Origin of the sequence: Mesorhizobium sp. Cs1299R1N3 (assembly GCF_037179625.1) — a bacterium.
GTDB classification, from domain to species: Bacteria; Pseudomonadota; Alphaproteobacteria; order Rhizobiales; family Rhizobiaceae; genus Mesorhizobium; species Mesorhizobium salmacidum.
Genome location: NZ_JAPYKQ010000012.1, coordinates 59,189 through 80,699, shown reverse-complemented (window position 1 = coordinate 80,699; position 21,511 = coordinate 59,189). Strand labels below are relative to the sequence as shown.

The 21,511-nt window shown below is 63.8% G+C and carries 17 protein-coding genes and 1 pseudogene; 7 read left to right on the top strand and 11 right to left on the bottom strand.

Annotation, left to right across the window (positions count from 1 at the left end; all coding sequences use genetic code 11):
- Positions 1-115 precede the first annotated feature (115 nt).
- Positions 116-1,756, top strand: coding sequence for a tetratricopeptide repeat-containing sulfotransferase family protein (locus tag O7B34_RS23030; RefSeq protein WP_337148267.1), 1,641 nt, complete (start codon positions 116-118; stop codon positions 1,754-1,756).
- Between the two features lie 131 nt (positions 1,757-1,887).
- On the opposite strand, the gene O7B34_RS23025 is transcribed toward O7B34_RS23030, so the two are convergent.
- From O7B34_RS23025 to O7B34_RS22985, 9 genes and pseudogenes are all read right to left on the bottom strand, one after another.
- The gene (locus O7B34_RS23025; protein WP_140712442.1) at positions 1,888-2,241 is read right to left on the bottom strand and encodes a DUF1428 domain-containing protein; all 354 of its coding nucleotides are present in this window, start codon (positions 2,239-2,241) and stop codon (positions 1,888-1,890) included.
- A 99-nt stretch (positions 2,242-2,340) separates the two neighbouring features.
- Positions 2,341-2,757: a VOC family protein gene (locus tag O7B34_RS23020; protein ID WP_027143331.1), complete on the bottom strand. Its 417-nt coding sequence runs from the start codon at positions 2,755-2,757 to the stop codon at positions 2,341-2,343.
- Positions 2,758-2,899: 142 nt separating this feature from the next.
- Positions 2,900-3,082 carry a hypothetical protein gene (locus tag O7B34_RS23015; protein ID WP_023770253.1) on the bottom strand — a complete coding sequence of 61 codons (183 nt, stop codon included), beginning with the start codon at positions 3,080-3,082 and terminating at the stop codon, positions 2,900-2,902.
- 135 nt (positions 3,083-3,217) lie between these two features.
- Positions 3,218-3,526, bottom strand: coding sequence for a HigA family addiction module antitoxin (locus O7B34_RS23010; RefSeq protein WP_015316118.1), 309 nt, complete (start codon positions 3,524-3,526; stop codon positions 3,218-3,220).
- 26 nt (positions 3,527-3,552) lie between these two features.
- On the bottom strand, positions 3,553-3,831 hold the full coding sequence (locus tag O7B34_RS23005; protein ID WP_337148266.1) for a type II toxin-antitoxin system RelE/ParE family toxin: 279 nt from the start codon (positions 3,829-3,831) through the stop codon (positions 3,553-3,555).
- Between the two features lie 84 nt (positions 3,832-3,915).
- Positions 3,916-5,441, bottom strand: a pseudogene (locus O7B34_RS23000) (ABC-F family ATP-binding cassette domain-containing protein).
- A 247-nt stretch (positions 5,442-5,688) separates the two neighbouring features.
- Positions 5,689-6,594, bottom strand: a complete 906-nt coding sequence (locus O7B34_RS22995) for a DMT family transporter (RefSeq protein WP_337148265.1) — start codon at positions 6,592-6,594, stop codon at positions 5,689-5,691.
- Between the two features lie 174 nt (positions 6,595-6,768).
- A complete protein-coding gene (gene uvrB / locus O7B34_RS22990; RefSeq protein ID WP_337148264.1) occupies positions 6,769-9,936 on the bottom strand; it encodes an excinuclease ABC subunit UvrB in 3,168 nt (1,055 codons plus the stop codon).
- A 128-nt stretch (positions 9,937-10,064) separates the two neighbouring features.
- Complete coding sequence (locus tag O7B34_RS22985) at positions 10,065-11,663, bottom strand: DUF2778 domain-containing protein (protein ID WP_337148263.1); 1,599 nt, start codon at positions 11,661-11,663, stop codon at positions 10,065-10,067.
- Between the two features lie 527 nt (positions 11,664-12,190).
- On the opposite strand from O7B34_RS22985, the gene O7B34_RS22980 reads away from it, so the two are divergent.
- The 3 genes from O7B34_RS22980 to O7B34_RS22970 are packed head-to-tail and all read left to right on the top strand — an operon-like array spanning position 12,191 to position 16,728.
- Positions 12,191-13,060 (top strand): protein-L-isoaspartate O-methyltransferase family protein, encoded by an 870-nt coding sequence (locus O7B34_RS22980; protein WP_337148261.1) that lies wholly within the window; start codon positions 12,191-12,193, stop codon positions 13,058-13,060.
- 51 nt (positions 13,061-13,111) lie between these two features.
- Positions 13,112-15,796, top strand: a complete 2,685-nt coding sequence (locus O7B34_RS22975; protein ID WP_337148259.1) for a hypothetical protein — start codon at positions 13,112-13,114, stop codon at positions 15,794-15,796.
- On the top strand, positions 15,796-16,728 hold the full coding sequence (locus tag O7B34_RS22970) for a hypothetical protein (protein ID WP_337148258.1): 933 nt from the start codon (positions 15,796-15,798) through the stop codon (positions 16,726-16,728). The genes O7B34_RS22975 and O7B34_RS22970 overlap by 1 nt, the downstream gene beginning before the upstream one ends.
- Before the next feature lie 27 nt (positions 16,729-16,755).
- Here O7B34_RS22970 and O7B34_RS22965 read toward each other — a convergent pair whose 3' ends face one another.
- The gene (locus O7B34_RS22965) at positions 16,756-18,012 is read right to left on the bottom strand and encodes a hypothetical protein (RefSeq protein ID WP_337148257.1); all 1,257 of its coding nucleotides are present in this window, start codon (positions 18,010-18,012) and stop codon (positions 16,756-16,758) included.
- Between the two features lie 146 nt (positions 18,013-18,158).
- Here O7B34_RS22965 and O7B34_RS22960 point away from each other — a divergent pair, with 146 nt between their 5' ends.
- Together O7B34_RS22960 and O7B34_RS22955 are read left to right on the top strand one after the other, a co-directional pair.
- Complete coding sequence (locus O7B34_RS22960) at positions 18,159-19,211, top strand: CapA family protein (protein WP_337148256.1); 1,053 nt, start codon at positions 18,159-18,161, stop codon at positions 19,209-19,211.
- An 81-nt stretch (positions 19,212-19,292) separates the two neighbouring features.
- Entirely contained in the window at positions 19,293-20,264 is a 972-nt protein-coding gene (locus tag O7B34_RS22955; protein WP_337148254.1) for a hypothetical protein, read from the top strand.
- A gap of 15 nt (positions 20,265-20,279) precedes the next feature.
- Here O7B34_RS22955 and O7B34_RS22950 read toward each other — a convergent pair whose 3' ends face one another.
- Positions 20,280-20,774, bottom strand: a complete 495-nt coding sequence (locus O7B34_RS22950; protein WP_337148253.1) for a YegJ family protein — start codon at positions 20,772-20,774, stop codon at positions 20,280-20,282.
- 435 nt (positions 20,775-21,209) lie between these two features.
- Here O7B34_RS22950 and O7B34_RS22945 point away from each other — a divergent pair, with 435 nt between their 5' ends.
- Entirely contained in the window at positions 21,210-21,452 is a 243-nt protein-coding gene (locus O7B34_RS22945; RefSeq protein WP_027143317.1) for a DUF1344 domain-containing protein, read from the top strand.
- Positions 21,453-21,511 lie beyond the last annotated feature (59 nt).

Below are 21,511 nucleotides of genomic sequence, written 5' to 3'. Positions count from 1 at the left end.
ACACGGCAGGTGTCCCATCAACAGAGATCAGAGAAGAGCGGCGGGTGCGGGAGCCAAATCTGGCGCGGCCAAATCTGGCGCGGGAGGCCAGCCGCCGCTGGGCCTCGACCAGTATGTGCAGCAGGCGCTGCAACTGCACCAGGCCGGGCGCCGGCAAGAGGCCGAAGCGATCTACCGGCAGGTGCTGGCGCGTCAGCCCAAACATGCGGCCGCGGCGCATTTCCTGGGGTTGCTGTTGCACCAGACCGGGCGCAGCGAAGAAGGGATGGATTTCCTCGAACAGTCGGTTCAGCTACAGCCGACGAACCCCGACTTCCTCAACAATCTCGGCACGGTGATGCGGGATCTCGGCCGTGTCACGGCGGCGATCGATTTCTTCCGCGGCGCGGTGGATCTGCGGCCGGAGCAGCTTGCGGCGCGCGACAATCTCGGCTCGTCGCTGAAGCAGATCGGCCGGTTCGAGGAGGCCGAGGACATCTATCGCGGCACGGTGCAGCGCAACCCATTCCACGTGCGCGCGCGGATCGGGCTTGCCGAAACCCTGCAGGAAGCCGGACGCCTCGACGAGGCGCTGGCTGTTTTCCAAGAGGCACTGACCATCCGGCCCAAGGATGCCGACCTGCTGCACGGGCTGGGCGTCGGGCTGATGGAGAAGGGCAAGCTCGACGAGGCGGCCGACCTGTTCCGGCAGGCGGTGGCGGTCCAGCCCGCCATGGCCCGCGCGTGGCTGATGCTGACGCAGGTCAAGCGCCAGAAGGAGCGCGATGCCGAATTGGCCGGCATGGAGGCGCAGCACGCCAAGGCGCCGCAGGACAGCCTGGCACGCATGCAGCTGTCGTTTGGCCTCGGCAAGGCCAATGACGATCTGAAGGATTATGGCAAGGCTTTCGACTACTTCGCCGAGGGCAATGCCATCCGCCGCAAGGGCATCGACTATGATCCGGTGAAGACACGTGCCGAATTCGAGGCGATGAAGACGGTGTTCGATGCCGGCTTCTTCGAAAAGCACAGACCGAGCCCGATCACCGACGATGCGCCGATCTTCGTCGTCGGCATGCCGCGTTCGGGTACGACGCTGGTCGAACAGATCATCGCCAGCCACGCCCAAGTCTACGGCGCGGGCGAGCTCGGCATCTTGAAGACGGCGGTCGGCAGGCAGTTCCCGTCGAACATGCCGGGCGGCTTCCCCTGGGGCGTGGCCGACACGGACGATGCGGATTTCGCCGAGGCGGGGCAGGCCTATCTCGACATGCTCCATGCCCGCTATCCGCATATGCGCCATGTCACCGACAAGATGCCGGGCAACTTCCTGCTCGTCGGCTTCATCCACATGATGCTGCCGAAGGCAAAAATCATCCACTGCGCCCGCGATGCGGCGGCGACATGCCTGTCAATCTACAAGGTGCATTTCCGCGGCGACAGCCACCGCTATGGCTATGACCTCGGCGAGCTCGCCGATTTCCACAATCTCTATACCGACATCATGGCGCATTGGCACAAGGTGCTGCCCGGCGTCGTGCACGATGTGCGCTACGAGGATTTCGTCGCCGACCAGGACGGGCAGAGCCGGGCGCTGATCGACTATCTCGGCCTGCCATGGGACGATGCCGTGCTGTCGTTCCACCAGACCGACAGGCCGGTGCGCACGGCATCCGCCGCGCAGGTGCGCCAGCCGATGTACCAGGAGTCGGTCGATCTGTGGAAGCGCTATGGCGACAGGCTGAAGCCGCTGCTCGACAAGCTAGGTCAATATTGAGGTGAGGCCGGCCTGCGAACGGTGGTTGCCTGCGCTTCCGGTACTCACGTACTCAAACGTACGCTCCGTTCCGGTTCTCGGAAACCATCGTTCTCGACTCGGCCTGACCTCAATCTCGACCTAGCTTGGCGTCAAAGCTCCATGAAGGGCTGGAAGCCGCCGAAGATCATGCGCTTGGCATCGAAGGGCATGGTTCCCCAATCGGGTTTCAGGCGCGGATCGGCCATCACCTTGGCCATCACGGCATCGCGATCCTGCCTGGATTTGTAGACGGCCCAGGAGAAAACGACGATCTCGTCGTCCTTGGCCTGAACGGCGCGCGGAAACGAGGTCAGCTCGCCATAGGGCACATCGTCGCCGATACATTCGACATAGGCGAGCGCGCCGTGTTCCATCCATATGGGGCCTGTGAGATTGGCCAGCTTCTTGTAGTCATCGAGATTTGCCTTCGGCACGGCAAGCACGAAGCCATCGACATAGGACATGGCGGTCTCCTCTTTGCTGGAAATGGGCGCCGGATCGGCGGGGATACGACCCGGCGCGGTTGGGCGCATCCCTCTCGGCGAGGGCGCGCGCGCTAAAGCTTATTCCGTCGGTGCGTTCATTGCCCAGGCGACGCCGAAGGGGTCCTTCACCTGGCCCCAGCGGTCGCCCCAGAACATCACCTGCAGCGGCGTGACGATCTCGCAACCAGCGTCGACGGCGCGCTTCCACCAGGCGTCGATATCATCCTTGCCGAGATGGAGTTGCAGCGTATAGCCCTGCGCCGCCTGGTGCGGATGGCCGTGTTCCGGATAGGCGTCGCCGAGCATCAGCGTCGAGCCGTTGATGTAGAGATGGATATGCATGGTGCGGCCTTTTTCATCCGCCGGATAGGCAAAGACTTCCTCGGCCCCGAAAGCCTTCTTGTAGAACTCGGCGGCCTTGTTGGCGCCGTCGACCTGCAGATAGGGGGTCAATCCGCCAAGTACTTTTGGCCGAGGTGGGGTCTGGTCGGTCATTGCATGTTCCTCTTCACGTTTGGATTGGCCTTGCGGACCATAGGACGGACGAGAGGACGCCAATCCTACAGGGTCGCGAAAATTTTTCGCCTGATATTGTCGGGCAACCGGCCGGCTGTGGAGGCCGGCGTACAGGCCGTGGTCATATGACCTTGGCCGAGGACGTGGCCGCGCGACGGCTGTCGCGGGCATCGAAGATTTCCGGAAAACCGATATCCTTGCGCAGTTCGGCCGGCAGCGACAGCAGGATGCGTTCGCTGCGGTGACGGGCGCGCGCCGCGGCATATCGGGTTGCGATGCGGCCGATGGATGACAGGACGGACATGACGACTTCTCCCTGGGTTGGCGCCGGCATCATCGTGTCGGCATCCCAAGGACGAGGCAGCAACGGGCGATCCGACAGATTGCCCGGAGAATTTTTATGTCAGCCCTTTACATCTCATTCAGGCGCCGAGGAGGCCTATGCAACCTTGAGCGTGGGGATAGCCGAAACATCGACCTCACGCTCGGCGTGCCAGGCATCGAAAGCCGCCTGCATCCGAAGCCAGATCGCCGCGCCGTCGCCAAACAGCTTCCCAAGGCGAGCGGCCACTGCCGGCGAAACCGGCTTCCTTTCGCGGATAATGTCATAGAGCTGCTGCCGGGAGATGCCGAGCAGATTTGCAATTTCCACCTTGGTCTTTCCAGTTGCCGGGATAATGTCCTCAAGCAGTGCTCCCGGGTGGGAGGGGCAACGCTCGATCGGACGCGTCGGCTCGTGCACGGTCATAAGTCGAACTCTCCAATCTGGCCGCCTCAGTGATATTGCTCGAAGTCGACGCGGGCGGCGTCATTGCCGTCGAATTCAAATGTAATGCACCACGGCCCGTTGACGTGGACCGTGTAGCGGATGGGCTCGAAGCCTCTCAGCGGGTGGAAGTCGAAGCCGGGAAGATTCATCTCCTCCGGCTTTTCCGAAGCTTCCAGACGGTCAAGCCGAACAAGGATGCGCTTGTGCATCTTGGCGTCGATCTTGCCGGTTTTTCCGGTTTGAAAGAGGTCGGACAGCGCCTTGTTCTTGAAGGACTTGATCATGACGTATGTAAACAGATCGCTTACACAAATCAAGAACCTGTAAGCAAATAATTTACAGGCGTGGTGCTGCCGATCTCCCGCCCGTCATACCGCCCCTTCAGCCACCTCGCGGAAGAAATTCTCCGGATCCTCGACCTCGGCCAGCTTTCGCTTCTCGATCAGCCAGAAGCGGTTGCCGACAGCACGGATGAAGGAACGGTCGTGCGAGGCGAGCAGGCAGCTTGCCTGGTGCTTCAGCAACTCCTCCTCCAGCGCTTCCTGGCCATCGATGTCGAGATGGTTGGTCGGCTCGTCGAGCAGATAGAAGTTGGGATTGGCGAGTCTCAGCGCCAGCATCATCAGCCGTGCCTTCTGGCCGCCCGACAGCACACCGATCCTGCGCTCCTGCATCTCGATGACCACGCCGGCGCCGGCAAGCAGCGAGCGGGCGCGCTGTTCGCCGACATCGTAACGGCGCGAGACCATCGTCAGCGGCGTGTCGTCGCCGCTGATTCCGGACAGCGCCTGGTCGCTGTAGCCGAGCACGGTCGACGGCGTCACCTTCACATTCCGCACCGTGTCCGGCTCGAGAATGGCGTTGCGGATCAAGGTGACGAAGCGCGACTTGCCGACGCCGTTGCGGCCGAGCAGCACGATGCGATCGCCCTGGCAGATGTGGCGCTTGCCGGTCCTGAACAGCAGTGTGCCGTCCAGTGTCTCGACCGCTGCGTCCTCGAGCGTGATCAGCACCTTGGCGTGCGTTCCGCGATTGGCGAGTTTGATCGCGCCCGCCGATTTCTCGCGATGCGCCGGATTGGCGGCCTCTTCGAGCTTTTCCGCGCGCTGGTTGAGCTGTTTGGTCTTGACGGTCAGCAGGTCGCTGCCGGAATTGATGCCGATGTTGTTGAGCCTGGCCGCCTGCCGGCGCAATTGCTGGGCCACCTTCATGTCGCGCTGGAACTTTCGCTCAGTCGAGGCGTCGACCTCGTCCACCGCATCCCTGGCCCGCGAATAGGGAGAGAAAACACCGGCGACTGTTCCGGGCGCAGGAACAGCGTCCGGTTGGTGGTGGCGTCGAGGAAGGCTCGGTCATGGCTGGCGATGATGACCGGCACCTCGCGCGGCAGCGCGTTGAGCCAGGTTTCCAACTGGCTGATGCGGGCGAGGTCGAGATGGTTGGTAGGCTCGTCGAGCAGCAGCACGTCGGGATCGGTGACCCAGACGCGGGCGATCAGCGCCAGCCGCTGCCAGCCGCCGCTCAGCGCCTGCATCTCTCGCTCGCGCATTGGTTCGGGCACGTCGAGCGAATCGAGAACGATATCGACGCGCCACATCTCGCTGTCGGCCTGCTCCGGCGGCAAGGCATCCGCCACCACCTGATAAAAGGTGCGGCCAAGCAGGGCAGGGGCAACGGACTGTTCGACATGGCCGACACGCAGGCCGCGCGTGCGGGTGATGTCGCCCGTCGTCGGCTCCAGCTCGCCGGTCAGGCATTTCAGCAAGGTCGACTTGCCGCGGCCGTTGGCGGCCACGATGCCGAGCCGGTCGCCAGTGCCGATGCTGAGGTCGAGATTGGAGAAGAGCGGCGCACTCATGGTGACGCCGAGGGATTTGAGGCTGATCAGGGCCATTTTCGATTTCTCTGGTCTGTCCGGAAAATCCGGCTCGATGCACTTTGACGGTGCGCATGCCGGTCATCAGACCAGGCGTTGTGCGGCACCACGAAGGGCAGACCAAAAAATCGAAGCGGGAAAAAACCCGGACCGTCCCTGGTCAGCCCTGCAAGCTAGCTCGCAGGGCGGACATCGGGCCACGCTGACGATGGTGATCGAAAAACACGTTAGCCCTCCTTTCAAGACGTTCGAGTATGGGGACCGGTTACACCAAAGGCGGGGTGGATGGCAAGGCTTCCGCCTGTATCCGGCGCGGGAAGGGGTCCAGCACCAGTATGCAGCCGCCGATGATCGCCGCCGCGCCGAAAGCCTGGATGACGGTCAGCGACTCGCCGAGCACAATCGTTCCGGCCAGCACGGCGATCGTGGTCACGGCGAATTCGACGCTGATCGTCCTGGTCGCGCCGATGCTGGCCACCAGCCGGAAATAGACGACATAGGTCAATGCGCTCATCACGCAGGCCAGCATCGCCAGGTAGAGGAAGTCGACAGGGCGCGGCATTGCCGGCACGGGCACGGCGAGCAGCAGCGGCAGCGTCATCAGGCCGCCAAACAGGAAGGCGGCGCTGGTGAGTTCCAGTGAGCCGGCCGACCGCAAATGGCGATTGGCGTAGTTGCTGCCGAACGCCGCCGAGAAGGAACTGAACAGCGAGGCGGCACAGCCGACCGCAAAGGAAGCGGTGACCGGAACCGCGGGGAAACCGACCAGGACGATGATGCCGGCAGCGCCGAGCAGCAGCCCGGCAAGGCCGCGAACGGTGATGCGCTCGAGCCCCCAGAGCTGGCCGATGATCATCGAGAACAGCGGGATCGCGGCAACCAGGATGGCCGCCATCGCCGTGCCGATGCGCGGCGTGGCATAGGACAGGCCGATCAACTGCGCCGCGACCGTCGTTGCGCCGACCATGGCGAAATGCCGCCAGCCGGCGCTGAAATCCAGCCGTCGCCGCGTGGCGGCTGCAAGCAGAAAGAGCGTGATGCCGGCGATCAGCGCGCGCAAGGTGACCGCGCCGACCCAGCCAAAGGCATGCACCACCTTGAGCAGCACCAGGAAGGACAGTCCCCAGGTGACAGCCAGGAAGACGTAGGCGGCGATGTCTCTGGGTTTCATGGGGAAGTTGCGTGCGCTCAGAGGCAGAATTGCAGCCGTGCGTATCGTTTCCGCCACTTGGCGGCAAGCGCGAGCGCATAGTCCAGAGGCTGTTCCGATTTTGACAAGCAGGATGTTAAGGTGCGGCGCCGGCGCGCTTTTCCTTCTCCCACAAGGGGAGAAGGGAAGAGCGCTCTACTTTCCCGGCCTGCCAGTCTTGCCCGGCCGGCGCTTTTCGCGGCGGGCGTCGCCTGGGTCCTCGTAAGAGCCGATGCCGGCGCGCTGACGGACGATTGGCTTATCGGTGTCGCCGCGATCCTTCGCGCCCCCCTCTGTCCTGCCGGACATCTCCCCCACGAGGGGGGAGATTGGATGTGGCTTCGCCGGCACTTTTCCCTCTACCGGTTTCTCGGTACGGCGCACCGTCATTTCGTCGAGCGAGTTCTTCTTGAACAGCGGCTTGGTCGTGTCGCCAGGAATGCCGAAGTCTGAGCCGTGCGCTTCTTCGGCCGACTGCTTCTTGAACAGCGAGCGCGACACCGCCCCTGACGGCGTCGGCATGTCGGTACCGGGCCCCATGTCGTCGAGCGAGGGCTTGGCGAACAGCGGCTTCTTCACCGGCACGGCGCCGTCGGCGCCCATCTCGTCGAGATCGGGCTTGCGGAAGAGGTTGGGCCTGGCGGCCTTGGCCGCCTCTTCGGCGGCGCGTGCCTGGTCGAGCTTGCGGAACCGCTCCTGTTCCTCCAACGTCCGATGCTTGGCCACGCCCTTGTTGTGCTTGCCCTTTTCGCGGCCCGAGGCCGGACTTTGGCCTTCCACCTCGCGCGCCAGCGGATCGTCGGAGATCGACAGTTCCATCTCGCGCAGCCGCTTGATTTCGTCACGGATGCGGGCTGCCTTCTCGAAGTCGAGATTGGCGGCGGCATCGCGCATCTGTTTGTCCAGCGCGTCGAGATGGGCCTTGAAATTGTTGCCCATCATGGCGCCGGCACCGTCGGTGAACTGTGAAATGTCGGCGCGGACGTGGTCCTTCTCGTAGACCGAATCCAGAATGTCTGAGATGCGCGACTTGACCGATTCCGGCGTGATGCCGTTGGCGGCGTTCCATTCCATCTGCTTTTCGCGGCGGCGATTGGTCTCGGCCATCGCCCGTTCCATCGAGCCGGTGACCTGGTCGGCGTAGAGGATGACCTTGCCGTCGACGTTGCGGGCGGCGCGGCCGATGGTCTGGATCAGCGAGGTTTCCGAACGCAAAAAACCTTCCTTGTCGGCATCGAGAATGGCGACGAAGCCGCATTCGGGAATGTCGAGGCCTTCGCGCAAAAGGTTGATGCCGACCAGCACGTCGAAGGCGCCAAGCCGCAAATCGCGCAGGATCTCGATGCGTTCCAGCGTGTCGATATCGGAGTGCATGTAGCGAACGCGCACGCCCTGCTCGTGCAGATACTCGGTCAGATCCTCGGCCATGCGCTTGGTCAGCACGGTGACCAGCGTGCGGTAGCCGGCGGCGGTCGTCTCGCGGATTTCGCCGACGACGTCGTCGACCTGGCTCTTGGCCGGGCGCACCTCGACCGGCGGATCGATCAGGCCGGTCGGGCGGATGACCTGCTCGGCAAAGACGCCGCCGGCCTGTTCCATCTCCCAGCCGCCGGGCGTCGCCGAAACGGCGACCGAGAGCGGCCGCATGGCGTCCCATTCCTCGAAGCGAAGCGGCCGGTTGTCCATGCAGGAGGGCAGGCGGAAGCCATATTCGGCCAGCGTCGCCTTTCGCCTGAAGTCGCCGCGATACATGCCGCCGATCTGCGGCACGGTGACGTGGCTTTCGTCGATGAAGACCAGTGCGTTGTCGGGAATGTATTCGAACAAGGTCGGCGGCGGATCGCCGGGCTGGCGGCCGGTGAGGTAGCGCGAATAGTTTTCGATGCCGGCGCAGGAGCCGGTGGCTTCCAGCATTTCGAGGTCGAAGCGGCAGCGTTGTTCCAGCCGCTGTGCCTCCAGCAGCCGGCCGGCGCGCTCGAGCTCGACCAAGCGGTGCTTGAGCTCTTCCTTGATCGACTTGATCGCCTGGTTCAGCGTCGGGCGCGGCGTCACATAGTGTGAGTTGGCGTAGATCTTGACGCTCTTCAACTCGCCCGTCTTCTGGCCGGTCAGCGGGTCGAACTCGGTGATCGCCTCGATCTCGTCGCCGAACATCGAGATGCGCCAGGCGCGGTCTTCCAGGTGGGCCGGGAAGATTTCGATCGTGTCGCCACGCACGCGGAACGAGCCGCGCACGAAATTGATGTCCTGGCGCTTGTACTGCTGCGCGACGAGGTCGGCGAGCAGGGCGCGCTGATCGAGCCGGTCGCCGATCTGCATCTGGAAGGTCATCGCCGTGTAGGTCTCGACCGAGCCGATACCGTAGATGCAGGACACCGAGGCGACGATGATGACGTCGTCGCGCTCGAGCAACGAACGCGTCGCCGAATGGCGCATGCGGTCGATCTGCTCGTTGATAGAGGATTCCTTCTCGATGAAGGTGTCGGTGCGCGGAACGTAGGCTTCCGGCTGGTAATAATCGTAGTAGGAAACGAAATACTCCACCGCGTTGTCGGGGAAGAATTTCTTGAACTCGGAATAGAGCTGCGCCGCCAGCGTCTTGTTGGGCGCCAGGATCAAAGCGGGCCGCTGCGTCTCCTCGATCACCTTGGCCATGGTGAAGGTTTTTCCGGAGCCGGTGACGCCGAGCAGCACTTGGGTGCGGTCGTTATTGTCGACGCCCTCGACCAAATCCTTGATGGCGGTCGGCTGGTCGCCCGCCGGTTCGAAGTCCGACACCATCTTGATGGCGATGCCGCCCTCGGATTTCTCCGGCCGGGCAGGGCGGTGCGGTGTCCACAGCACGCCGTCCTTGTGCAGCGGATTGCCGGATTCGATCAGCGCCGAGAGCGCGGCCACCGTGGCGGTGACGCCACTGGACGACATCGTCTCGGCTTCTTCCAGCGAGATGTCGAGGCCGGCGACCGGATTAAGGCCGGCTGCCGTGCGTTCGCGGGCCGACGCGGCGCCGCCCATCGAGGTGCCGCGCGCGGTGCGGCCCGGCGCGGCGGAGCGCTCGGGTATCTTCTTCGGCGACTTGGCGCCGCCGCCTTTGCCCGTGGCGCGTCCTTCCCGTTCAGCCTCCTGCTCGATCTGCTCGGCCCAATCCGCGATCGAACCCGTCAGCGGCGTGCCCGACAGGTCGGCCTGCGGCAGTTCGGCGAAGCCGCCCTTGTGCAGCGGCTCCGAGGCGTCGAGGAAATCGGTCAGCGGGCTGCGCCGCTTCGGCGCGGCGCGGTCCTCATTCGCCGTCGGCGGCGTTTTTTTATCGGGGGATTTGGCCATGTCCCGAATATGGGAGGTCTTGGCGAAAATGGAAAGAGCACGATGAAGGCAGGCGTGCCGCCGGCTGCGGCTCCTGACAGCAGGCTGTCAGGAGTGGGCAGGTATCGCGCGCTTTCTGCTCGCAGGGGTCAGGCGCCGCTTCCGTTTGACGCCACGCGCGTCGCCGATCCATTCAGGCGCGGCACCACGACGAGCCGGGTGACCTTGCCCTTCTTGAACGCGGCGAGGAAGCGCGCATAGTCCTTGAAGGCGACGCAACCGCTCGACTGGGCGTAGCGGCCCCGAAGCAGGTAGGTATGGGCCAGCAGGCCGTCGCGATTGTATTTGTTGCGGCCATCGACCGGTGTTAGGCGCAAGGCCTCCACACCGTGGAAACGCGATTCGCGCAGCGACAGATTGTAGGTGTTGGGCGGTGTCGGTCCGCGGTTCTTCTGGTCGGCATAGCGCGGCTGGTCCGCCATGGCGCCTTTGCCCGAATGCGCCTCGAGCCTCGAGCCGTCAGGCATGTAGACGGTGCCGGCGCTGATGTCGTAGACGGCGACGCCGTTGCCTGCGCCACTGCCGCCGCGGGGGCCGCCGAACAGGTTCTTGAACGCCTGGCCGAGGCCGCCGGCGGGAACGTCCGGCTTGGCATAGGCCAGCACGTCGCCACCATCGCGGGTGCGGCCTTGCCGGGCCGGCTGCCTGGCTTGCTGGACGGGCTTCGGCTGGGGCGCCGGCTTCTGCTCCAAAGTCTTGGGCTGTGGGGCCGGCTTGTCCTCTTCCACGACCCTGGGCTGCTGCGGCGCGTCATATTGCGGGCGGCGGGTCGGCAGCGGCACGTCATCGGTGAGCGCATCCGGCAGCGAGGCGGCGTCGCCGGGCTGTTGCTGCTGTGTCTCGACGGGTGCAACCGCGACATCGGGCGAGGATTCGGTCATCGGCAGCGGCGAGGCGAAGGCTTCGTCCTCGACAGGCATGGACTCGACCAGGGCAAGCGCCAGCTGCGCGTTGTCGGGCGTTTCCGATTGGGCAAAGCCCATCGGCGCCGCTGCGGTCTGCACGACCGAACCCGTATCGGCGCGGGCGAAACGTTCCGCCGCCGGAGCTGGCATGTCGTTGGACAGGCTGGCCATGACCTGTATGGACGGCACGAGGGACGCCTCGGTGATCTGCGGGGCGGCGCTGGAAATCATGGGACGGGCGCTGGCCGTGGCCGCCGGCTTTCCCGCGCCCGCGAAGGCAGCAGCGAGCTTTGTCGGCGACAGCGACGCTTCCATGAGCTCGAAGCGCTGCTGCGATTTCGACTTCGCCGGCGTTGGCTTGGCCTGCGCCACCAGGCGCCCGGATTTCTCCGCCTTGGAGGTTATCGCCGCCAGCTTGAAGCAACTGGCGCCGCACTGTACGGCGTGGTCGTGCAGCGCTTGCGCGCCGCCATGGGCATTGGCTGTCACGAAGGGCGCCGAAGAGCTGAGGAAACGCTGTTTCAACGGATCGGCGAGAGCGAGCGTGCCCGGCATGGACAGCGTCTGTGGCAGGCCGATCGACGCCGTCGAGAGCGAGGCGCCGACGGAGCTGAGGCCGGCCATGGTGCCGATCAGCCATAGGCCGACGGCAGCGCTGACGCCCGGCACCGCGACCCAGCGGACAACCCGTTCAGGGGTGAAGGATGAGGCACGTGGCACTTCGAAAGCGGTCTCGCCGCTCCAACGCCTGTCCCCGACAATTTTACGACTCAAGAACGCCATGCAACCAATCTTGCTCCAAGCGGCTCCCACGTCCGCGGCTGTGATAGCCGCGACGACCATTCTGTGAGTGATCCCAGGTGGTCCCCGACGCGTTTGCCGCGCCTGTCGTTAGTTGCCGATTGCTTCAAAATATGGACAAAGTTGGTTAACCAATCCCTCTCAAAACCAATGGAGAGACGTGGACTTTGTGCCGAAAAAAGGCTCGTCCACGACCATGCACGCGGTATTGCAGCCCTTCCAAGGCTGTTTTGCTGCCTGTTTTTGCCTGCTGAGTCAAGCAAAACAGCCTTCGCTAATCTTAGCAAAAAGGCGGTTTGGGCGATTCCCGCGGCAATGAGGCACGCCGACATGCGTCGGCCGCGCCGCTGCTACGCCACCGGCTGCCTGCAAATACTGTTGCCGTCCTGCCACAATTCTTCGGCCTGAAGGATCGCCTCCCGGCGGCCGATTGACTCGTTTTGGGAGGCAGTGCAATCCGTTCAAGTGCTTGGTTTTAGGTGGCAAAGGCCACTTTTGGAGGCTTTTCCATGAAGCGTCGAGACTTCTTGGCGCTGTCGGCGGGAGCTGCGGCGTTTTCCATCCTTCCGGCCGCCGTCAAGGCTGCCGTGCCGGTTGCCTATGACCGCAATGCGGAGGTGCCGTTCAAGGACAAGAAATCATTCATCGACTGGATGGTGGTCAATCGCGGCGAGGATCCGAAGTTGCTGGCGGAGCGGTTCGATCGCTTCCAGATCATGGTCTACAACAAGGACGTGCTGGACGACCGCAACAAGCGCGCCTTCCTGCTGACACCGCGCGAGGAGTTCGTGCTGCCGCAGAATATGGGCCGCGCCTATGATCATGCCTTCCTCGACATCGGTTATGGCGTGACGATTTCAGGCCCGCATCTGGTCGGGCGCATGACGACGTCCATCGACGTGCAGTTCGGCGAAGCCGTGCTCGAGATCGGCACCGGCTCGGGCTACCAGTCGGCCTACCTCGCCAACCTCACCGACAAGGTGCACACGATCGAGATCATCAATCCTCTGGCGCAGCGCACCCGCCGCACCTGTGATGGGCTGATCGAGCGCGGCTACAGCGAATTCGGCTCGGTCACCAGCCGCAACGCCGATGGCTATTATGGCTGGGAGAGCGTCGGTCCGTTCGACAAGATCATCGTCACCTGTGGCATCGACCACATCCCGCCGTCGCTCCTGCAGCAGCTCAAGCCCAACGGCGTCATGGTCATTCCGGTCGGTCCGCCGGGCGCCCAGCATGTACTCAAGGTGATCAAGCAGCAGCTTGCCGACGGCACGTTCAACATCGTCCGCTCGGACATCTACAACGGCAAGGTGGTGCCCTTCGTGCCCTTCACCAAGCTGGAAGGCGACCAGATCGTCGGTACGCATAACGGCTGAGTTGCCGCGCGGCGGCACCGACCTTGCCGAATTTCGCACCAAGGGGCCTGCATGGCAGCCGTTGTATCGATCTCTCGACCAGGCATCGCCCCGCTGGAGGCGCCACGGCTTGCGCACTATCTCGCGGTCGGGCTGATCGCCGGCGCCATCATCGCCCTGCAGATCGCCGTCATGCGGGTGTTCGCCGTGGGCAGCTGGTCGCATTTCGGCTCGCTGGTGGTCAGCCTCGCCATGCTTGGTTTCTCCTTGTCCAGCGTCGTCATCTTCGCCGGCAAGGACTGGTTCGATCGCCACTGGCAAGGCGCGGCGACAGTGGCCCTGCTGCTGATCGGCCCGCTCGCCGTCGGCGCCAACCTTGTCGCCCAGACGGTGCCGTTCAACGCCATCTTCCTGGTTTCCGATCCCCAGCAGAAATGGCGGCTGCTCGCCAATTTCCTGCTCTATCTCCTGCCGTTCCTGGCCGGCGCCTTCTTTCTCGGCATCGTCTTCCTGAAAAGCCGCACCGCCTTCGGCCGCGTCTATTTCGCCGACCTGACCGGCTCGGGGCTTGCCGGCCTCGTCGTGCTGGCGTCGCTGTATCTGTTCGCGCCTGAAACCATCATCGTCGTGCCGCTGCTTTTGTGGGCCGCCGGCTCGCTCTTGTGGTTCGCAGCGTTCGGCGCCTGGAAGAGTGTTGTCGCTGGTGCCGTGGTCGCGGCGCTGTCGATCGCCGCCTACCTCATGCTGCCTGGGCTCACAGGCATACCCGACATCGCCGTCTCGCAATACAAGGGCGTCGCCTATGCCCGCAACTTCCCGGACGGCAAGCGCATCTACCGCAGCGTCTCGCCGTTCGGCGATTTGCAGGTCTATGCCAGCTCCTACATGCATTTCGCGCCGGGCCTGAGCGACAACGCCGCTTTCGGCATGCCCGAGGTTCCGGCCAACACCTATGTCGGCATGTATCGCGACGGCGACGGGCCGGAAGGCATCATGCGCAACCTGGCACCGGCCGAGCAGGTCTATTTCCGCTATCTGCCGATGCACTATCCCTATGTCATCAAGCAGAAACCCAAGACATTCGTCGTGCAGTTCGGCGGCGGCATCTCCACGCAGGCGGCGCTCAATGCCGGTTCGACATCGGTGACCGTCGCCGAAAGCAACCCGATGACGTTGCGGGCGTTTCGCGATTCGGTGCTCAGGGACGTGACCGGCAATATTCTGGCCGAGCCGCGGATCAAGGTGATCGACTATGACGGGCGCCTGTTCCTCGCCAATACGGCGGAGCGCTACGATGTCATCGACCTCAGCCTCGCCGACAGCGTCGGCCTGTCCAATCCCGGCGGCTTCGCCATTTCGGAGAAATACGCCTACACGCGTGAGGCGATGCTGAGCTACATGCACGCTCTTGCCGATGGCGGTGTGCTGTCGATCACCTTGTGGAACAAGGAAGAGCCGCCGAAATCGGTGCTCAAGCTCTATTCGACCGTCGCCGAAGCGGCCAAGACCTTCGACCGCCAAGGTGCCGCCAACGATATCTTCGCCGTGTCGAGCTATCTCTCCACCACGACGGTGCTGTTCAAGCGCGGCGGCTTCACGGAAGCCGAAATCAAGACGCTGCGCGACTACACCAAATCGATGTCCTGGGAGGAGGTCTACTATCCAGGAATAGTTTATGACGGCTCAGGCGCGCAAAAGGTACTCGATGATTACCGCGCCTCGATCTTCGGCAGCGGACAGAACGCGACGCTGACCCAGCCCGCCGATGCGTCAGCGCCTGCAAATCCTGACTGCGACCCGACGGCGCCCGCCGATCCGACACTCGATGCCTGTGCGGATGCCGGTGCCGATGCGGGTCCGCAGGTGCTGCCCGCGACCGCGTTGCAGCGCATGACCTGGCACGCGCTTTTGACCGGCGGTTGGGAAAAGCTCGCCAACGATTATGTCTTCGACGCGCGTGCGCTGAGCAACGACCAACCCTATTTCGCCGCCTATGTGAAGGTCGCCGACCTGCCGCGCACGCTCGACCGGCTCGACCTGTTCCAGGACGACTGGGGCTATCTCCTGATCTGGGCGACGCTCGGCATCGCCTGCATCACGGCGGCATCGCTGGTGCTGTTGCCGGTCATCTTCGGCTGGCGCGTCGTGTTCTCGCGCTCGCGCGGCAAGCTCGGCACCATCCTTTATTTCGCCTGCCTCGGCCTCGGCTACATCATGGTCGAGGTCGGGCTAATCAGCCGCTTTACCGTGGCGCTGGCCAACCCGACCGTTTCGGCCTCGGTGCTGATCTCCTCGATGCTGGTGTTTTCCGGCCTAGGCAGCCTGTTCGCCGAACGCATCTTCGACCGCGCCAGGACGCTGCTGCCGGTTGTGCTGCTGACGGTCTGCGTGCTGCTGCTGGTCTACGGATTCTATCTGTCGCCTGTGCTCGATCGGATCGGCGCCTATCCCTATGCCGTGCGGCTGCTGCTCTGCTTCCTGCTGGTGTCGCCGCCGGCCTTCCTGATGGGCATGCCGATGGCCACCGCGATGACCTGGCTGGCGCGGCTCGGCAAGGAGCATCTGTTCGTCTGGGCCTGGGGCATCAATGGCTGTTTCTCGGTCATCGGCTCGGCCGCCGTGCCGATCGTCGCCACCAGTTTCGGGCTCAGCGCGGTGCTGCAATGGGCAGCGATGGCTTATTTCCTCGCCATCCCGGCGTTCTTTGCCGTGCTCCTGCCATCGAAGGCGCCCGCTCTCCGGGTGGTGCCCGCCTGATGCCGGACCGGCGCGCCATCGTCGCCGGACTGCTGGCCACGGCGGCGTTTCCGGCGGCAAGCCAGGGGGCGCGCTTGCACAAGGCTGTCTCGACCATCGTGCCGTTCAAGGCGTCACCGTTTCCGTACCGGGGCAGGCTGCCCGACGGCTCCGGGCCGTTTCTCGACGTCGATGCGAACGGCCGCCACGGCCACACCTCGCCGCGCGGGGGAATCTATTGGGAAGACGAGACCTATCGTGACCGCTCGACACTGCTCGCGATTCCCAAAGGGTTCGATCCCGCCAGGCCTGCTGTCATCGTGGTGTTCTTCCACGGCAATGGCGCGACCTTGCAGCGCGACGTGGTCGGGCGCCAGCGCGTCGTCGCGCAAGTCGAGGCTTCAGGCCTCAACGCCGTGCTGGTGGCGCCGCAATTTGCCCGCGACGCGCAGGATTCCAGCGCCGGCAATTTCTGGACACCAGGCTATTTTGCCAAGTTCATGGCCGAGGCGGCGCAAGGCCTGGCCAAGCTGACCGGCGCCAAGGCGGCAAAATTCGAGGCCATGCCGGTGGTGATGGTCGCCTATAGCGGCGGCTACAATCCGGCCGCTTCCCTGCTCGGGAATGGTGACATCGGCGGACGCCTGCTCGGGATCATCCTGCTCGACGCCGTCTTCGACGAGGCCGACATCTTCGCCGACTGGATCGCGTATCACAGGAAGAGTTTCTTCGTCAGCGCCTATGGCAAATCATCGGCCTCCGGCAATGCGGAGATCCGGCGGTTGCTGGCGAGCCACGGTATAGATGCCAGTTCCGATCCACCGCGCCGCCTCGAAGCCGGCACTGTCGCCCTGCTTGCATCGGACGCCGCGCACGACACCTTCGTCACGCGGGCCTTTGTCGGCAATCCCCTGCAATGGCTGCTGGCCCGGCTGCACGGGTTCGCGCGCTGAGGCACCTCCATCAGCTTAAGACGCCGCTCAGTTGAACCACAGCGCGAACGTCAAGAACCCGCCGCCGCCGAACTGGCGCTGGATCTGGTCGAAATCCTCGCTGGTCAGGATCTTACCGGTTTCGAGGTAAGGGGCGATGCCGGGACCGGTGATCGACAGCACGAGGTCGAAGGGTTTTGGCTCGTCGAAGAAGCGCTTCATGTTGATGCCCTTGCCGGTGATGCGGAAATGCGGCAGCAGCGCGCGGCCTTCCAGGAGGTCCTCGGCCATCGTCAAGGTGGCGAGCCAGGCCTGGACCTGCTCCTCGCCGACTTCGAGGCCGGTGAGCGGGTTTTCGCCCTTCTGCTGCGGGCCGGGCAGCCATTCGCGGTCATTGTCGGTCTCGGCGCGGATCGCCTTCCAGTCCTCGCGCGACAGCCGGATCATTTCGAGCAGCTCCTGGCGCGCCGCCTTGCGGCGCTCCGGCTCGATCACCGGCCAGTTGATCATGTGCACCATCGAGATGAAATCGGCGATGCGCCATTCCGAGGAGAAGATGCTCGAGCCCATCTCGCTTGGCGGCGGCACGAGGATGTCCTGCAACGGCAGCTTGGCGCGCGGAAACAGCATGTGGAACGAGCCGTCGAACGTGCCCCTGAAATCATGCGCCAGCCAGAAATCGGCCTGCGCCATCAGGAACTCGGCATAGCCCTGCAGCCAATAGCCGTCGGCGCGATCGAAGCGGAAAGTGAGCGCGGGGGCGGCACCGTCGGGCGCCATGCCGCCGTGCGACAGCGCGGCCATGATCGCCGCCATGCTTTCATCCGGCGCGATCGTGCCGTCCTCGTTGAGGTCGATGCCGACATGGGTAAGGTCGATGACCATGCCGACATCGGCATCGGCCGGCACCGAACCCAGTGTCGCGGCGGATTTTCCCAGCCGGTCGCGGAAGGCGACCAGTATGGCGCGGAACTCTTCATAGGTCAGCGGCTCGGGTTTGGGATTGGGCGGCACGGGCAGCTGCATCAGCGGCAGCATGAAGGATTGCGGGCTTTCGAACCCATGGCGGTGCAGGCCGCTGGCCAGCAACTCCAGCGCGGTGAAGAACTCGCCGGCGCCGGCGGCATAGGCGGACGCCGGATCTTTCGGCGCGGCAGCTTCCAGGGTAGACAGCGCGCCGTCGCGCGCGGCCACGGTTTTTGCCCCGAACAAAGCGGTTGCCGCTTCCGGCATGGCGGCTGATGCGGACGACAGTGGCACGAGCAGAATGAAAGCCGATCCCAGCAGGCTTGCTATTCGCGTCATCTTTCCCTCCCATTTGTCGCCAGCGACCATACACAGATTTACGATGTCGCGCCTGTCGGTGCCGACACGCTGTCCACATCGTTGATTGCCGACGGCTTCAACCAGCCCGCTGGACAGTCTAAACAAGGCAAACGATTGGGCGCGCCGTGTCGAACTATCCGCTCTCCTATAAACTGTCCTGGCTGCCACATTTCCTGAAACCGTCGCTCGTCGGTGACGCCACCGGGTTTGCGCCGGCATCGGAGACGCTGATGGACCGGCCACCGAGACAGACGGTGCGGCTGGCCTTCATCGGCGATATCTCGGCGGTCGCCAACCGGAGCGCACCCGACTGCGATCCGACGATCAAGGCGCTGCTGGGCACGGCCGACCTGATCATCGGCAATTGTGAAAGTCCTGTTGTCGACAGCCCAAGCGCGTTACTGGGAACCAAGCTCGGTACGCATCATGCGATGAGCGAACGCTTTCTGGCCGAGGCGCTGGCGGCGGTCGGGATCGGGCGCGAAAAACTGGTGCTGTCGCTGGCCAACAATCATGTGTTCGACCAGGGCGTCGCCGGTTTCGACGCGACGGTGGCGGCGCTGAAACGGCTCGATATCCGCACCATCGGTCTGGCCGCCAATGGTCCGATCGAACGCTTCGCGGCCGGGCCGCTCGCTCTCGGCTTCGCCGCTTTCACGCTCTGGCGCAACGCCGATGAGAGCTTGTTTGCCGAGCGTGTCTTGATGGAAAGCGATCCGGCACGCTGGCCGCGCGAGGCGAGTGCTGGAGTCGATCTGCTTTGTGCCGTGCCGCATTGGGATTGGGAATTCCGCCATTTTCCGCGCGCCGGAACACGGGCACTGGCGCGGCGGCTGGCCGGGCAGGGCGTAGGGCTGATCGCCGGCCATCACGCGCACGTCGTGCAGCCGGTGCAGCGGATCGGCGACGCGATCATCGCCTATGGGCTCGGCGATTTCCTCGGCACCGCTTTTGCCCGCCAGCCGTGGCCGGGGCGGATCGGCGGGATTTTCGTCGTCGATGTGAGTGCTGATGCCGATACGCGCGGCAGGATCGCGGCCTACCGGCTGCATCCATTCATGCGGCGACGCGTGGGCGACCATGAGCGGCTGGTGTCGGTGGAGGAATTGGAGAGTTCGATAAGGCGAAAGGTCGAAGGGCGGCTGGGCGCAATTTTCCCTTCTCACACAAGGGGATAAGGGATCACCGCTCTATCTGGCTGGCGTCATTCCTGCAAAAGCAGCTATCATAATGGCGCAAACGGGCTTCGGCAGCGGGGGATGGCGATGGAAAATTTCATGCCGGGCGCGGCCGACATCGCGGCCATCAAGAAGGACATCCAGACCTACGAAGCGAAAAGGGCCTCGGTGGCGCGCGGAGTCAGGTGGCGCGTGCCGTTGTTCGTTGGCCTGGTGGTCGTCTTCGTCGCGCTCATTGCCTGGCTGTTCAACAAGGTCGCCGATCCCCACGAGCAATGGTTCTCGACGCCGCACGTATTTCTCTATGTCATCGGCTTCGTGGTGGCGATCTTGGTCTATTTCAGGGCAATCAGGCCGGCGGCGAGGCTGCAGCAATCGTTTCGCCAGACGCTGATGCCGATCATCTTCGGCTTCATTGGCGATATGCGCTACCAGCACGCCGTGACGCCGCATTCCTTTGACCGATTGCCGCGCGAGACGGTCGGCGGCTTCACCATGAGCCGCTTCGATGACATCATCTCCGGACGCTATGACGGGTTTGCCTTCGAGCTGTACGAAGCCGATCTTTGGGACGGAGGCGCCGCCAAGAACAAGGCCACCACGTTCAAGGGTGTCGTCGTCGCTTTCGAGGCCATCGAGCCGTTTCCTGGAATATTGGTGGCGGCGCGACGTGCCACTGGCGTCATCGGCTTTTTCCGCGGCATGTTCGCGGCCAGGATGCAGGAACTGCCGTCCGGGGTGCCTGAACTCGACGCCGCCTACGAGTTCCGCACGGACAATGTCGAGGCGGCGCGGTCGCTGGTGACCGGCCGGCTGGCGCAGGCTCTGAAATGGCTCGGAGAAACCTGGCCGGACGAGCCGGCGCGTGTCGCGCTCAACGGCGGCGACGGTTTTTTGCTCCTGCCGCAACCGAAGAACTTCTTCGAACTGCCTGATATTTCGATGCCGCTGGACTACCAGACCCACGTCGCGCCGATGATCTCGGATATGGGCGCCATGCTGGCGACGGCGGCCTTGGTGAGGAAGATCGGCGCGAGGGACGGGGCGATTTGACGGGCCGAAGCAGGCTCAGCAGTCGAAGCCGTATTTGCCGCGCATATAGTCCGCCTCTTCCTTGGACGTTCTCTTGAACATCACACAGACGGTGAAGCTGCCGACCTGGTGGCCGTCCCTGGTATACCCCCAGTCGGAAATATCGTCGCGCGTGAATTCGATATTCTGGCCGAGCACGACGTTGTGAACTTCTTCCGGTTCGTTCGCCAATATGCCGACAAATCCGGTCTCCGTGCGGCGGAAGGGAATGACCCAGAAGTGTTCGGTGACGTTGCCGTCACGCACCTTGACCTTCAGCTTGAACCTGTCCGTGCCGGATGGAGGTGTTTCGGACAAGGCCAGGAATTCATCCAGGCTGGCGAGCGCCCGCGCGGTCGCCGCCGCCATGTCGGGATCATCAGGAGCAAAGATCATCGTCTTGTCGTCACCCGGATCGGCGCCTTGCGCGCCAGCCAGGCCCGGCAAGATTGCCAGCATCAGGGATAGGGTGGTCCGGACGGCGATTTTCATGGAAGTCCCCCTTTACGACAACGCGACACCATCCCGTATTCGCTTCGAGTTTGCAACCTGGGCGCGAAATTCGTCGCGGCCGGGTGGCAGGCCCGGGCCGGCGCACGACATAAAATGTGTACCGACGAAAAATCGAAGTCCTGTTTCGTGATGCGGCCGGGCAGGGATTGCGGCGGCGGCGTGATCGCCGACGGCGCCAGCCACAATCCGTCAAACGACTCTTTTCGTGCAGAGAAGAGCTTTGCATCAGGTCGGGAAAGCTATCGGCATCGGGAGGCTGGAGGCTATTGTGTCGGAATTAAGCCAATGATTCCTTTGCGAAAATACACCCAACGTGATTTGCGGACAGTGCGCTTTCCGCCCCAGTCTCGGGCCGTTCGGTGCTGCTCTCTCCCAAACGGTGCCGGAAAACCGAAACAGCACGGAGTGCTATCCATGAAGAAGACCCTCGCAACCACCGCCGCTCTGCTCGCCTTCCTCGGCTCGGCCTATGCCGCGACCGTTCAGGGCACCATCCAGGCGGTCGATCCGACAACCAAGTCGGTCACCCTCGACGACGGCAAGATCTACCAGCTGTCGCCCGATGCGTCGGTCGGGAAACTGAAGGTCGGCGCCAAGGTGGCGGTGACCGTCGACGACAAGACCGGCATGGTGACGTCGATCAAGAAGGCTTCATAGCGACTCCTGACCGGACTTTTGAGACCCTGCTCCAATCTGGCCGGTTCCTTCGGGGACCG